This is a genomic window from Methylobacterium sp. 88A, assembly GCF_000376345.1.
GTDB lineage: Bacteria > Pseudomonadota > Alphaproteobacteria > Rhizobiales > Beijerinckiaceae > Methylobacterium > Methylobacterium bullatum.
Genome location: NZ_AQVT01000001.1, coordinates 860,921 through 874,512, shown reverse-complemented (window position 1 = coordinate 874,512; position 13,592 = coordinate 860,921). Strand labels below are relative to the sequence as shown.

The following is a 13,592-nucleotide window of genomic DNA, read 5'->3' as shown; positions in this document are numbered from 1 at the left end:
CGGTTGGTCTGGCCTCGATCCGGGGAATCGGATCTTAGGCGAGAGATCACACGGGATCGTAAGGGTTCGATGACGGTGGACCGGGTGAGGGCCGATCGGCTCCTGGTCGAGGGCGGCCATTTCGAGAGTCGGGCGAGGGCCCAGGCTGCGATCGAGGCGGGCCTCGTCACCGCCGACGACCGCCCCGTGACCCGCGCCTCCGACAGGCTCGACCCCAGGGCGCGGATCGTGGCAAGCGCGCCGCACCCCTTCGTCTCGCGCGGCGGGCTGAAGCTGCAGGCCGCGCTGGTGGCGTTCGGCTTCGATCCGGCCGGGCTCGTCTGCCTCGATGTGGGTGCGTCCACCGGCGGCTTCACCGACGTGCTGCTGAAAGCCGGTGCCGGGCACGTCTATGCCGTCGATGTCGGCCGCGACCAGTTGCATGCCTCCCTGCGCGGCGATCCCCGCGTGACCAGCCTCGAGGGCCGGGACGTGCGTGGCCTCGACACCGCGGCGATCCCGCGCGCACCGTCCCTGGTGGCGATCGATGTCAGCTTCATCGCCCTTCGCCTTGTCCTGCCCGCAATCGTGCCGCTCATGGCCCCTGGTGCGGCCCTGGCGGCATTGATCAAGCCTCAATTCGAGGCGGGGCGCGACCGGGTCGGGCGCGGCGGCATCGTGCGCGACGAGGCCGTCCACCAGGCGGTCTGCGAGGAGGTGACGAACCTCGTCGCCGATCTCGGCCTGTCGGTCCTCGGCCTCATTTCCTCCCCTGTCGCCGGTGGCGACGGCAATCGCGAGTTCCTCATCGGGGCACGCTCGACGGTGCGCCCATGACGGACACGACCATGACCGAACAACAGACCCTTCGTACCGTCGAGATCGCGCGCCTCGGGCAGCGCGGCGACGGCATGGCGACGGACGGCACCGTCGTCCCCTATGCCCTGCCCGGCGAGCGCGTCTCGATCCGCAAGGACGGCGCGCGCGTGTCCCTCGTCGCGGTGGAAACGCCCTCCCCGGACCGGATCGACCCGTTCTGCGGCTATTTCGGAACCTGCGGAGGCTGCGCGGTCCAGCATCTCGCGCCAGAGCCCTACGCCGCCTGGAAGCGGGGCAACCTCGCGCAGGGCTTGGCCCAGGCCGGAATCGACGTGCCATGCGAGCCCGCGCGCGATGCCCATGGGTCGGGCCGCCGCCGGCTGACACTCCACGTGCGCGAGATCGACGGCAAGGGCGTCGCCGGGTTGATGGAGGCGCGCAGTCACGCCCTCGTGGCCATCGACCATTGCCCCATCACCGTCGAGCAGCTCCACCGGGCGCCGGCCGTCGCGCGGGCGCTGAGCGCTCCCCTTGGCCACGGCCGCAAGCCCCTCGACGTCGCCTTCACCGCCACCGAAGCCGGCCTCGACGTGGACCTGCGCGGACACGGCCCGGTGAGCGAAGGCCTGCGCGCCACGCTGGTGCGGCTGGCCGGCGAGCTCGACCTCGCGCGCCTGTCCCTGCACGGCGACATCGTGGTGGAGCGCCGCGCGCCCGCGATCACCACCGGCGAGACCCGCCTCGTGCCGCCGCCGGGGGGCTTCCTGCAGGCGACGGAAGCGGGCGAGGCGATGCTCGCCGAACTCGTGGTCTCCGCCCTCGACAAGCGTGTGAAGCGCGTGGTCGACCTGTTCTCCGGGGCCGGCCCGTTCACCCTCGCCATGGCCCGCACGCGGGATGTCCATGCGGTGGAGGGCGAGGCGGCGGCGATCGCCAGCCTCGACCGGGCGTTTCGTGCCACGCGCGGCCTGCGCCGGATCACGAGCGAGACCCGCGACCTCTTCCGCCGGCCGCTCCTGCCCATCGAACTCGAGACCTTCGACGCCGTGGTGTTCGATCCGCCGCGCGCCGGAGCCCAGGCCCAGGCCAAGCGCATCGCGGAATCGAAAGTGCCCCTGGTCATCGGCGTCGCCTGCGACATCGGCTCGTTCGCCCGCGACGCGGCGACCCTGATCGAGGGCGGCTATCGCCTCGAACGGGTCGTCCCCGTCGACCAGTTCAAGTATTCGAGCCATCTCGAAATGGTGGGCGTGTTCCGCAAGGATGTCGCCAAGCGCAGGCCCTCGCTGAGGTAGTTGCCGGCCCCGACGGTCGCGGAGACCGCCTGTTCTTAGGGTCGCGGTGCGCTGCGGCACGCAGCAGGGCTCCGCGAGGTCATGGCAGCCGCGCTCGAAATCCCATGGCCGGCGTGGATGGCCATCGCCATGTTGGGAGGAGCAAAGTCGCTTCCCCAATCAGGACCATTCGTCGTGGACGTCTTCACCGCCAAGCTGCTGGTTTCCGCAGCCATCGTCACGGCTGTCGCCGGTTTCTCCCTGCTGACCGCCGGCTGGGCTCTCCTCGACGTCTACAACGATTTTCGTCGCGGTGCCGACGAGCGTAACTCGTCCCGCCCCCAACCCTGAACGCCCGCGCCCTTCGGTCAGAACAACGTCCCCTGAGCGTCCTCGTCGCTGGATAGCGGGCGCTCGTCCGGCGGAATGTCGAAGACCGTCTCCGGTCTGGCCCGGCCGACCGGGACGGCGAGGTCCGCTCCTTCGTTGCGTGCGTCGTTGACCCTCGCGCTCACCACGTCGAGGGTCAGCCATTGGTCGGGGCACGGCCGGCACAATGAGACCGCATCGCGCGCCTCCGTGCCGAGATGGTCGAGCCAGGGTTCGATGGCCTCGGGCGGCAGGATGGCCGGCATCCGGTCGTGGATCGCCGCCATGGTGCCGTTGGCGCCCGTCGTGACGATGGCGGCGGTGTCGATCTCGGACCCGTCGGCCCCGAGCCAGTTCTCCCACACACCCGCGAGCGCCATCGGCGCCCCGTCCGCCCGGCGGATCATGTAGGGCGTGCGCGTCATGGCCTTGCCGGTTCCCTCCCGGCGCCATTCGTAGAACCCGTCGGCGAGGAAGACACAGCGGCGGTGGCGGATGGCCCCCCGGAACGTCGCCTTCTCCAGCACCGTCTCGACGCGCGCGTTGATGATGAGCGGAAAGCCCTTCGGGTCCTTCAGCCAGCCCGGCAGGAAGCCCCAGCGCATGAGCCGGAAATGCCGCTCGCCGCGTTCCGCCAGCACGATCGGCACCGGCTGCGTCGGCGCCACGTTGTAGCGCGCCGGGAAATTCGGCTGCTCGGGATAGCCGTAGAACGACCGGAAGACGTTCGGATCCTGCTGAATGAGGAAGCGGCCGCACATGTGCTTACCTTCGCCCGCCGTCCATTGCAGGACGAGCCCGATGAGCGGTGCCGAAAGTCCGGGGACGCACGAGATCCATCCCGCCCTACAGCCATTTCTTCCAGCGAAAGAACACATACGGCAGTACGGCGGCCACCACCATCATCACCACGGCCATGGGATAGCCGAACGTCCAGTCGAGCTCGGGCATCGCCTTGAAGTTCATGCCGTAGATCGAGGCGATGAGGGTGGGCGGCATGAACACCACCGCCATGACCGAGAACAGCTTGATGATGTTGTTCTGCTCGAGATTCACGAGGCCCAGTGTCGCGTCGAGGAGGAACTGGATTTTCGAGGATAGGAAGGTCGCATGCTCCTCGAGCGACTGCAGATCGCGCAGGGTCGAGCGTACGTCCTCGCGCAGTTCCCGCGGCGCCTTGGTGGTGCGGTAGGTCGCCGAGAGCGAGAGCAGGATGCGCTCCATGGAGACCAGGCTCTCGCGCTGCTTCGAGATCAGGTCGCCCAGGCGTCCGAGCGCCCGCAGCGTGTCCTGCAGGGCGGTGTTGCGGGCCGAGGGGTCCGCCTTCTCCTCGAAGATCTTGCCCGAGAGCCGGTCGATCCGCTCTCCCTGGAGCTGGAGCACGTCCGCCGCCCGGTCGATCACGGTCTCGATCAACCCGGCGAGAATCGTCTCGCCCGACGGAGCGGCGGAAGGACCGTTGCCGGTCGAGCGTCCGGCCCGCTGGGTATACATGCGGAAGGCCTGGGGCTCCTCGTAGCGCACCGTCACGAGGCGGTTGCCGCGCAGGATGAAGGTGATGCCGGCCAGCCCCGGCTCATCCGCGTCGCTGACCTTGCTCAGCACCCGGCCGGTCATGTAGCGCGCGCCGTCCTCCACGTAGAGGAGCTCGGAGGGCTCGATGTCCTTCATCTCCTCGCGGGTCGGCACCGAGATGCCCATGAAGGCCTCGACCTTGAGGTCTTCCTCCCGCGTCGGGCGGATCATGTCGAGCCAGACGGTCTCGTCGGGAATGGGGTCCTGCAGTTCGAGGGGACGGCGGTCGAGCAGGATGTGCCCGGGGCCGGCGATCGGCTGATGGATGAAAATCACGCTTTACGTCTCAGGCGAGGGCCCCGGAAGGCGGTGTGTTCGCATCCGGCACGAAGAAGTCCGGCGCAAGGGGTATGCCGGGTGTGACGCGGTATTGTGTGAAGTCCGTGACACCTTGCTCGGCGAGGAAGCTGTCGTCGATGAGGAAGCGGCCGGTGACCTCGCGGGAGGGTTTCAGGAACAGGGCATGGGCCGCATCGGCGACGATCTCGGGCGTCCGGCTCGCCTGGATCAGCGCTTCGCCGCCGAGGAGGTTGCGCACCGCCGCCGTGGCGATGGTGGTGCGCGGCCACAGGGCGTTCACCGCGATGCCCTGCCTACGCAGCTCGCCGGCAAGCCCGAGGACGCAGAGAGACATGCCGAACTTGGCCATGGTGTAGGCGAGATGCGGCGCGAACCACTTCTCCGCCATGTCGAGGGGCGGCGACAGCATCAGGACATGCGGGTTTGGCGCCTTTTCCAGATAGGGGATCGCGTGTTTCGAGACCATGTAGGTTCCGCGCGTGTTGATCTGGTGCATCAGGTCGAAGCGCTTCATCTCCGTCTGCGGCGTGCGGGTGAGCGAGATCGCGCTCGCATTGTTCACCACGATGTCGATGCCGCCGAAGGTCTCCGCCGTCCGCGCGATGGCCGAGGCGACGCCGTCCTCGTCGCGCACGTCGACTATGAGCGGCAGGGCGCGCCCGCCCGCCGCCTCGATGGCGGCCGCCGCCGTGTGGATCGTGCCGTCGAGCTTCGGGTGCGGCGTGTCGGTCTTGGCGGCGATGGCGACGTTGGCCCCGTCGCGGGCGGCGCGGAGACCGATGGCGAGGCCGATGCCGCGCGAGGCGCCGGTGATGAAGAGGGTTTTGCCCTTCAGGGACTTCGAATCCGTCATGGCCGTCTTCTCACGATCCGAGTTGAAAACGCGGCGGCGTCGTGCCGTCGGCGTCGGTGAAACCGTATTCGGCGGCGAGATCGCCCGCGTGCAGGATGCGCCCGGCACGGGCCTGGACATCGGGATCGGCGGCGAGGGCCGCCAGCGCCCGTCCCGCATAGAGCGGGCTCTCCGTCGCCCGGTCGGCATGGCCGTTGTCCCGCGCCCGCTCCGTGAGGACGAAGCCGGGCGAAAGGCCGAGCGCGGTGACCCCATGGGGGGCGAGCTCCCGGGCGCAGGCGAAGGCGAGCCGGTTGGTGCTGGCCTTGGCCAGATCGTAGAACACGTCGCCGAGGTAGCCGGTCTCGGTGTCGAACGAGACGAAGGCGATGAGACCGTGTTTGGCCGAGACCATCGCCGGCGCGACGGCTCTGGCAAGGAGCAGCGCCGGATAGGGGCCGGTCTCGAAGCCCTGCGAGAACGACTCGGCGGAGCGGCGCCAGAACGGTGTGCCCCATTCGATCCCGTCGGCGTAGCTCTCCCCGTCGAAGCCTTCGTTGCCGCCCCAGACGCTCGAGACCGCCACGTCGATCCGGCCGAACCGACGCAGCACCCAGTGCACGAGCCCGTCCACCGCCCGTTCGCTGGTGTGGTCGCAGAGGTAGTGATGGCCCTCGCCCCCGGCGGCATCGACCTCGCGGGCGGTGTCCTCAATGGTCTCCGGCCTGCCCTCGGTGCGCGGCCCCGTCTCGCTCGACCGGGCGGTGACGATGACGGTGGCCCCGGCCTCCCCCAGCCCACGGGCGATGCCCCGGCCGACTCCCCGTGAGGCGCCCGCGACGAGGCAGATCGTCCGGCTCAGATCCGGGACGGAGGCGCGCCCGCTCATGAGGCTTTCGACTTGCCGAGAAAGCGCGCGAACGCTGCTTGCGCCTCGGGCGCCCGCAGCCGTGCTTCGAAGGCCACGGCCTCCGCTTCGAGCGCGGCCTCGACCTCGGCTTGATTGCCGCGGATGAGCCTGCGTGTCGCGGCGACCGCGCCGGGCGGAAGCGCGGCGAGGCGCGCCGCCTGCGCCAAGGCGTGATCGAGCAGGAGGTCGCTCGGCGCGATGGCGTTGACGAGGCCGAGGCGCAGGGCTTCCTCCGCATCGAACGGTTGCGACAGAAGGAAGAGCTCGGTGGCCTTCAGGATCCCGACCCGGCGCGGCAGCAGGTAGGACGAGGCCGCTTCCGGCACGAGGCCGAGTTCCACGAACGGCATCCGGAACCGCGCCGCCGGACTCGCATAGACGAGGTCGCAATGCAGCGTCAGCGTCGTGCCGATTCCCACCGCGATCCCGTCCACCGCCGCCACCATCGGTGTCGTCGTCTGGGCGAGCCGGCGGATGAAGTGAAGGGCCGGCGCCTCGGTGAAGGGTTTGCGCGCGCCGGCGACGAAATCGGCGAGGTCGTTGCCGGCGCTGAACGCGCCCGGCGCCCCGGCGAAGACGATGGCGCCGATACGCTCAGATGAATCCGCCTGTGCCAGCGCGTCGCGCATGGCATCGTACATGGCGCCGGTGAGCGCGTTCTTCTTCTCCGGCCGGTCGAGGCGGATCAGGCGGACGCCGTCCGGTCTGTCGTGGATCGCGATGTGCTCGGTCATGTGTGTTCTCGCTTTCCGGCGATCCCTCTCCCCTTTGCAGCAGAGCTATCGCATGTGGCCGCTTCGTCGAACGGAGGAGAGAGCCCCCCTCTCCCCGCGTGCGGGGAGAGGGTCGCGGGCACCTTGTCGTGTCCGCGATGAGCGAGAGGCGAAGCCGAAGCGAGGGTGAGGGGGCGATTCCGGATGAGACTCCTTCGGGTCCACCCCCTCACCGTCGGCTGCCGCCTCGCCGCGTCGACGACAAGGTCGTCGCGGCCCTCTCCCCGCAGGCGGGGCGAGGGGATGCGTACCCGTCGCTCCGCTTGATGCATCCTCCCCTTTCATCTCCAGTTGCTCCCTCTAAATCCGAGCCGTCCCGAGTTGGGCATCTGAGATGGGAACCACGGACAAGCACTGGATCCGTGTGGGGAGGGTCTTCGTGCTCACCCCGCCAGAGCCAGCATGCCGTCCTGCGTGAACCCGCCACCGTCGACGACGCTCTGTTCCAGCCCGCCCGCCGCCGTGAGGAGGTTCTCGGCGAAGAACCGCGCCAGCGCGATGCGGGCGCCATGGGCCGCATCGGTCTCGCCGGCCCTCAGGGCGGCATTCGAGGCCAGAGCCGCAAGGGCGAGGCAGGTCGCGCCCTGCGCGAGGCCGAACAGGCGCAGATACGGTGTCGCGCCGGCCTGGGCCTCCTCCGGCCGGTTCGAGGCCAGCGCCTTGAGGAGGTAGCTCGTCGCCCGGTCGAGGCTTTCGATCCCGGCGCGGAGGCGCGGCCCGAGATGGCCGAAGGCCGGAATCGCGTCCTTCTGCACGGCCTCCGCCACGCGACGCATGGAGGCCAGCTGCGCCCGCACGGTGGCCCCGCCATTCAGCGGCAGCTTGCGCGCCACGAGGTCGATGGCCTGGATGCCGTTGGTGCCCTCGTAGATGGCGAGGATGCGGGCGTCGCGCATGTGCTGTGCCGCGCCCGTCTCCTCCACGAAGCCCATGCCGCCATGCACCTGAACGCCCAAAGACGTCACTTCGTTGGCGATGTCGGTGGAGAAGGCCTTGGCCACGGGGGTCAGCAGCGACGCCCGGTCGAGCCCGGCCTTGCCCTCGGCCCCGCGCGCCGCGTCGAGAGCTTGCGCCGTGAGGTAGCAGATGCCGCGCGCGGCCGCCGTATAGGCCTTCATCGTCAGCAGCATGCGCTGCACGTCGGCATGGTCGACGATGGGGCTGACGGGATCGGGCGAGCCCGCCGCCTTGCCCTGGCGCCGGTCGCGGGCATAGGCCAACGCCTGCTGATAGGAACGCTCCGCCACCCCGACGCCCTGCAGCCCGACATTGAGCCGGGCCGAGTTCATCATCGTGAACATGCAGGCGAGGCCCCGGTTCTCCTCGCCGATGAGCCAGCCCGTGGCGCCGCCCTGGTCGCCGAAGGCCATGGAGCAGGTGGGCGAGCCATGGATGCCGAGCTTGTGCTCCAGCCCCGAGCAGCGCAGGTCGTTGCGGCTGCCGTCGGGAAGGATCTTCGGCACCAGGAACAGGGAGATGCCCCGCGTTCCGGCCGGCGCATCCTTCAGCCGGGCGAGGACGAGGTGGACGATGTTGTCGGTCAGGTCGTGCTCGCCATAGGTGATGTAGATCTTCGAGCCGACGATCCGGTAGGTGCCGTCGCCCGCGGGCTCCGCCCGGCTGCGCAGCAGCGACAGATCCGACCCCGCCTGGGGCTCGGTGAGGTTCATCGTGGCGGTCCATTCACCGGAGACGAGTTTTCCGAGATAGCGCTCCTTGAGATCGTCGGAGCCGTGCTTGGCCAGCGCCTCGATCCCGCCGGCGGTGAGGAGCGGACACAGGGCGAAGCTGATGCTGCCGGCATTCCACATCTCGCTGCAGGCCGCATTCAGCAGGAGGGGCAGGCCCTGGCCGCCGTGATCGGCCTCGGCGCTGAGCCCGTTCCAGCCGCCCTCGATCCAAGTGCGATAGGCCTCGCGCCAGCCCGGCGACGTGGTCACGGCGCCGTCGGCGAGACGGGCGCCCTGCCGGTCCCCCACCGGGTTGAGCGGCGCGATCACCGCATCCGCCACCCGGCCCGCCTCCTGAAGGATCGCGTCCGCGTCCTCCATCGTCAGGTCGCCATGGGCTCCCGAGGCGATGGCGGCATCGAGCCCGGCCACGTGGCGCAGGGCGAAGCTGATTTCGGCGACTGGCGTGCGATAGGTCATGGATGGTCCTCCCGCGTCGTCTCGAGCGACGCTTCACCTGAGTTTGACGCGCGCGCCGACCCGGCGATACGGCCCGTCGCGCCATGTGCTCCCAGGCATAGGCAAGACGGGTTCACGGGGATAGGCAGTCCCCGTCGACGATGTGGCACCGAGCCCGACGCCCTTCAGGCAGGGAATAGTTTAGATATGAACGATCTCGGGTCAATCCCCGGTGAAACGCTGAGGCTGGACATCGACGAGGCCGGGATCGAGTGCTCCGCGCGGCTTCTGCGGAGCGGCGGGCTCGTCGCGTTTCCCACCGAGACGGTCTACGGCCTCGGCGCCGATGCCTCCGACGCCGAGGCCGTCGCGCGCATCTATGCGGCCAAGGAGCGGCCGAGCTTCAACCCGTTGATCGCCCATCTGCCCGGTCTCGATGCAGCCCGGCGCGAGGGCGTGTTCGACGGTCTCGCCTTACGTCTCGCAGAGGCGTTCTGGCCCGGCCCGCTGACACTGGTCGTCCCGGCGGCGTCGGGCGGGACCGTGAGCGACCTCGCCCGCGCCGGTCTCCCCAGCGTGGCCCTGCGCGTCCCGGCCAATCCCGTGGCCCTGTCGCTGCTCGAAAAAGTCGGGCGGCCGGTGGCGGCGCCCTCCGCCAATCGCTCGGGCCGTGTGAGTCCGACCCGTGCCGAGCACGTCCTTGCAGATCTCGACGGCCGCATCGCCGCAATCCTCAATGGCGGGAGTACCCCGGTTGGCTTGGAATCCACGGTCGTCGCCTGTCTCGACGGTCGCGCGCGCCTGTTGCGTCCCGGCGGCGTGACGCGGGAGGCGGTCGAGGCGATCCTGGGATTTGCCCTCGATGCCGGTCAGGAATCCGGCGAGGCGCCGATCGGCCCCGGTCTTCTCGCGTCCCATTACGCGCCGAGGGCCGCCGTGCGGCTGGAGGCATCGTGGGTCGAACCGCACGAGGCGGTCCTGCTCTTCGGCCCCGTGGACCCGCCCGGAGCGGAAGCGGCGACAGCGCGCCTGAACCTGAGCGCGGCAGGAGACCTGCGGGAGGCTGCCGCCGCCCTGTTCTCGGCGTTGCGCCGGCTCGACGAGGCTGGAACCGGGACCATCGCCGTCGCGCCGATTCCTCGCACGGGGCTCGGAGAAGCGATCAACGACAGGCTGCGCCGAGCCGCGGCACCCCGCTGAATTTTTTTCTGCAAACCGTGGAACTCATCCAAGGCGAGCACGTTTCACAGTCACGAAGGTCGGTTCAGCCCCCAATGACCTTCTCCCCTTCAAGGCTCGGATTTATCCGAGCCTTTTTTCTTGGTCGCTGCGGCACTTCCCGACGTCGAAAGCCCCGCGCGATGCGCGAGGCCTGTCATGCGCCGACGCTCGATCAGCCGGCGAGCTTGGCGGCGATGCCGGCCACGTGCCTGCCCTGGTAGCGGGCACCGTCGAGTTCGATGCCGGCCGGCTGGCGGCTGCCGTCCCCATCGGCGATCGTAGATGCACCATAGGGCGTGCCGCCCTTCACCTGCTCGACACCGTTCTGCCCGGCGAAGGAATAGGGCAGCCCGACGACGACCATGCCGTGGTGGAAGAGCACGGTGTGGAAGCTCGTGAGCGTCGTCTCCTGACCGCCATGCTGGGAGGCGGTGGAGGTGAAGACCGAGCCGACCTTGCCGATCAGCTTGCCCTGCGCCCAGAGGCCACCGGTCTGGTCGATGAACTGCTTCATCTGGGCGGCCATGTTGCCGTAGCGTGTGGGCGTACCGAAGATGATCGCGTCGTAATCGGCCAACTCGTCCACGGTGGCGATGGGCGCCTGCTGGTCGAGCTTGTAGTGAAACTGTTTGGCGACATCGTCGGGGACGAGTTCCGGCACGCGCTTGACGCTGACCTCGGCCCCCGCCTCTCGTGCACCCTCTGCGACGGCGTTCGCCATCTGCTCAACATGTCCCCAGGACGAGTAGTAGAGAACCAGTACCTTCGCCATCCTGCTCACTCCATCGATGGGAGCCGCGCCGCGGCTCCAAGCTTGGCGGAATATCGGTCCGCGCAGGGTTCATGGAAGCGCCATGGGCCACGAAAGCAGCCTGAGGCCCACCGGACTCCGTCGCAGCGCGCGGAAAGCGCGGGCGTTCACGGGACGAAATCTGGCCGAACGCCGGAAGCTGTCACGCTCGGCGCGCGGCAGCTAGGTTCAGAGAAGTCGCCGGATAAAATCCGGCTGCCCGCCGTTCAGGCGATCGACTCGATCTCGACCTCGTGCCCATTCACTTCGACGCTGTCGCCCACGCTTTTTCCGGTGAGCGCCTTGGCCATGGGCGAGACATAGGAGATCGACCCTTTCGCAGGATCGGCCTCGTCCTCGCCGACGATGCGGAACGTCTGCTTGGTGTCGTCTTCTTTGACGATCGTGACGGTGGAGCCAAAATGCACCGTGTCGCCGCTCATGGGCTCCACCAGTTCGGCCGAGCCGAGCCGGGCCGTCCAGTAGGCGAGGTCGCGGGTGACACGGGCCTCATCGGCCTTGGCCCCCGGCGTCAGCGCGGAGAACTCCGACTGCAGCCGCGCCACCTCTGCCTCCATCTGGGCGAGCCCCTGGGGGGTGACGAAATTGGTGTGGGGCGAGATCGGACGGTCGGGAAGATCCTCGAAGGCCTCGCCGCCCTCACGCTCTTTGACGAATGCACTGCTCATGGAAACGGCAATGCTCCGGGATCGAAACGGTTCCGCTTGCCCTCAGCCGATGGTGACGACGGTGCGGCCACGAGTCCGTCCCGCGAGGATGTCTTCCGCGAGTGCTCCGACTTGCGCGAGGGGCACGGTGCTCGTCATCCTGGCGAGGAGGTCCCGGTCGAGCTCCTTCGCGATCCTCGCCCAGGCTTGCTGACGCTTGGGCAGGGGCGTGGTGACGCTGTTGATGCCGAACAGGCTGACGCCGCGCAGGATGAAGGGTGCCACAGATGTCGGCAGGTCCATGCCGCCGGCGAGGCCGCAGGCCGCGATGGCCCCGTCGGCCTTGGTTGCGGCGAGGAGATTGGCGAGGGTCGTCGAGCCCACCGCGTCGATCCCGGCCGCCCAGCGCTCCTTCGCCAGGGGCTTGCCGGGATTGGCGAGTTCGGCCCGGTCCAGGATCTCGGAGGCGCCGAGGGATGTGAGGTAATCCGCTTCGCCGGCGCGGCCGGTGACGGCGATGACGTGCCAGCCGGCTCTCGCCAGAAGCGCCACCGCCACCGATCCGACACCACCGGAGGCGCCCGTGACGATGGCCGGTCCATCGGAGGGTCTGAGTCCATGGGCATCGAGCGCCATGACACAGAGCATGGCGGTATAGCCGGCGGTGCCGACCGCCATCGCCTCTTCGGGTTTCAAACCGTCCGGCAACGGAACGAGCCAATCGCCCTTCACCCGCGCGCGCTCGGCATAGGCGCCGAGATGGCTCTCACCCACGCCCCAGCCGGTGAGCACCACCGCATCGCCGGGCTTGTAGTCCGGATGCTCCGAGCTCTCGACCACGCCGGAGAAGTCGATGCCGGGGATCATGGGGAAGCGGCGCACCACGGGCGAGCGACCGGTCATCGCCAGTCCGTCCTTGTAATTGAGGGTCGAGTGGGAGACCCGGACGGTGACGTCGCCGTCCATCAGGTTCGCTTCGTCGAAATCGGTGAAGCGAAGGTTCTGGCCCGCCTCGCCCTTCTCCACCACCCATGCCTTGAACGTCGCCATGTCCGTCGGTCTCCTCACGCGTCGGTCATGACCTGTGGCGGGGCGGGCGTGAATCAAGCCGGCCCCGAGCGCGGATGCGCCCGAGGCCGGGAAGGCGTCGCCTCGCGGTCGATCAGTAGCCGTCGTAGATGCTGCCGGTGGAGAAGCCGAGGCCGACCCCGATATCGGCCGAACTGGCGCCGGTGATGCCGAAGGCGTCGGGGATCGAGCCGATGACCGGAGCACGGTGGGAGCCGACATAACCGGGGCCGACATAACCGGCGCTGGCATAACCGGGGCCGGAATGGGCCGGCACCCAGCCGGACCGGCCGCGCGAGACCAGGACGGAGCGCTGGACGCTGGCGTATTCTGCGGGAATCGTCTCCGGGATGGTCTGGCCGGGCTGTGCCAGGATCCGGCGGTGACGGACGGCGAAGCGCGGCGGAATCTCGACCCAGCATCCGATCGTCTCGCCATAGGCATCACGCCGCGTCTGCCAGACGCGGCCGCCGGGCGAGACCTGAACCTGTTCGGAGACGGTCTCGTAGACCGGAGGAATCGAGCGGTAGACGGTGCGGGCGGGGCGGACGAGGACGCGCTCGGACACGGTGTCGTAGACCGGAGGGGTCGTGACATGCCGGTAACATTCGGCCCCGCCGCAGCCCCCGGCTTGGGCCGATGTCGCGAGGATCGATGCACCGAACAGGGCGCCGGCGAGGGCGGAGGCGGACATTGGGAAATGGGTGACCGGCGCGGTCATGCTCGAATCCTCGACACTGAAATGCGGTGTGATGGGCGCGCACCCAGCGTTGGTGCGCAGCCTTCGACGCATTAGAGGCGGTCAAGTTGCCTTCGGAGCAAGCTCTATCGCAGATCAGGGTAAAATTAACCTTGGCTTAACACTACGCAATCTTCATCTTGCTT

General features: G+C 68.9%; 14 protein-coding genes. 4 read left to right on the top strand and 10 right to left on the bottom strand.

Translation table 11 applies throughout. The annotated features are described in order from the left end of the window. The first annotated feature begins 69 nt into the window (after positions 1 to 69). From A3OM_RS0104050 to A3OM_RS26060, 3 genes are all read left to right on the top strand, one after another. Positions 70 to 816, top strand: a complete 747-nt coding sequence (locus A3OM_RS0104050; protein WP_018042445.1) for a TlyA family RNA methyltransferase — start codon at positions 70 to 72, stop codon at positions 814 to 816. Between the two features lie 11 nt (positions 817 to 827). Beyond that, positions 828 to 2,093, top strand: coding sequence for a methyltransferase (locus A3OM_RS0104045; protein WP_026175693.1), 1,266 nt, complete (start codon positions 828 to 830; stop codon positions 2,091 to 2,093). 174 nt (positions 2,094 to 2,267) lie between these two features. After that, a complete protein-coding gene (locus A3OM_RS26060; protein ID WP_018042443.1) occupies positions 2,268 to 2,423 on the top strand; it encodes a hypothetical protein in 156 nt (51 codons plus the stop codon). A 17-nt stretch (positions 2,424 to 2,440) separates the two neighbouring features. Here the strand turns inward: A3OM_RS26060 and A3OM_RS0104035 are convergent, their stop codons facing one another. The 6 genes from A3OM_RS0104035 to A3OM_RS0104010 form a co-directional block, all read right to left on the bottom strand. Further along, the gene (locus A3OM_RS0104035; RefSeq protein ID WP_018042442.1) at positions 2,441 to 3,202 is read right to left on the bottom strand and encodes an SOS response-associated peptidase; all 762 of its coding nucleotides are present in this window, start codon (positions 3,200 to 3,202) and stop codon (positions 2,441 to 2,443) included. Between the two features lie 85 nt (positions 3,203 to 3,287). Next, on the bottom strand, positions 3,288 to 4,292 hold the full coding sequence (locus tag A3OM_RS0104030) for a magnesium transporter CorA family protein (RefSeq protein WP_018042441.1): 1,005 nt from the start codon (positions 4,290 to 4,292) through the stop codon (positions 3,288 to 3,290). A gap of 10 nt (positions 4,293 to 4,302) precedes the next feature. After that, the gene (locus tag A3OM_RS0104025; protein ID WP_018042440.1) at positions 4,303 to 5,169 is read right to left on the bottom strand and encodes an NAD(P)-dependent oxidoreductase; all 867 of its coding nucleotides are present in this window, start codon (positions 5,167 to 5,169) and stop codon (positions 4,303 to 4,305) included. A 10-nt stretch (positions 5,170 to 5,179) separates the two neighbouring features. Next, positions 5,180 to 6,037 carry an SDR family NAD(P)-dependent oxidoreductase gene (locus A3OM_RS0104020; protein WP_018042439.1) on the bottom strand — a complete coding sequence of 286 codons (858 nt, stop codon included), beginning with the start codon at positions 6,035 to 6,037 and terminating at the stop codon, positions 5,180 to 5,182. Continuing rightward, positions 6,034 to 6,792, bottom strand: coding sequence for an enoyl-CoA hydratase-related protein (locus tag A3OM_RS0104015; protein WP_018042438.1), 759 nt, complete (start codon positions 6,790 to 6,792; stop codon positions 6,034 to 6,036). The genes A3OM_RS0104020 and A3OM_RS0104015 overlap by 4 nt, the downstream gene beginning before the upstream one ends. A 422-nt stretch (positions 6,793 to 7,214) precedes the next feature. Beyond that, positions 7,215 to 8,981 carry an acyl-CoA dehydrogenase gene (locus A3OM_RS0104010; protein WP_018042437.1) on the bottom strand — a complete coding sequence of 589 codons (1,767 nt, stop codon included), beginning with the start codon at positions 8,979 to 8,981 and terminating at the stop codon, positions 7,215 to 7,217. Between the two features lie 186 nt (positions 8,982 to 9,167). Here A3OM_RS0104010 and A3OM_RS0104005 point away from each other — a divergent pair, with 186 nt between their 5' ends. Beyond that, complete coding sequence (locus A3OM_RS0104005) at positions 9,168 to 10,160, top strand: L-threonylcarbamoyladenylate synthase (RefSeq protein WP_018042436.1); 993 nt, start codon at positions 9,168 to 9,170, stop codon at positions 10,158 to 10,160. Between the two features lie 193 nt (positions 10,161 to 10,353). Here A3OM_RS0104005 and wrbA read toward each other — a convergent pair whose 3' ends face one another. The 4 genes from wrbA to A3OM_RS0103985 all read right to left on the bottom strand — a co-directional run bounded on the left by wrbA (position 10,354) and on the right by A3OM_RS0103985 (position 13,428). After that, entirely contained in the window at positions 10,354 to 10,953 is a 600-nt protein-coding gene (gene wrbA / locus A3OM_RS0104000; protein ID WP_018042435.1) for an NAD(P)H:quinone oxidoreductase, read from the bottom strand. Positions 10,954 to 11,198: 245 nt separating this feature from the next. Beyond that, positions 11,199 to 11,660, bottom strand: coding sequence for a transcription elongation factor GreA (gene greA, locus A3OM_RS0103995; RefSeq protein ID WP_018042434.1), 462 nt, complete (start codon positions 11,658 to 11,660; stop codon positions 11,199 to 11,201). Positions 11,661 to 11,702: 42 nt separating this feature from the next. After that, on the bottom strand, positions 11,703 to 12,689 hold the full coding sequence (locus tag A3OM_RS0103990; RefSeq protein WP_018042433.1) for an MDR family oxidoreductase: 987 nt from the start codon (positions 12,687 to 12,689) through the stop codon (positions 11,703 to 11,705). 112 nt (positions 12,690 to 12,801) lie between these two features. Continuing rightward, positions 12,802 to 13,428: a hypothetical protein gene (locus A3OM_RS0103985; RefSeq protein WP_018042432.1), complete on the bottom strand. Its 627-nt coding sequence runs from the start codon at positions 13,426 to 13,428 to the stop codon at positions 12,802 to 12,804. Positions 13,429 to 13,592 lie beyond the last annotated feature (164 nt).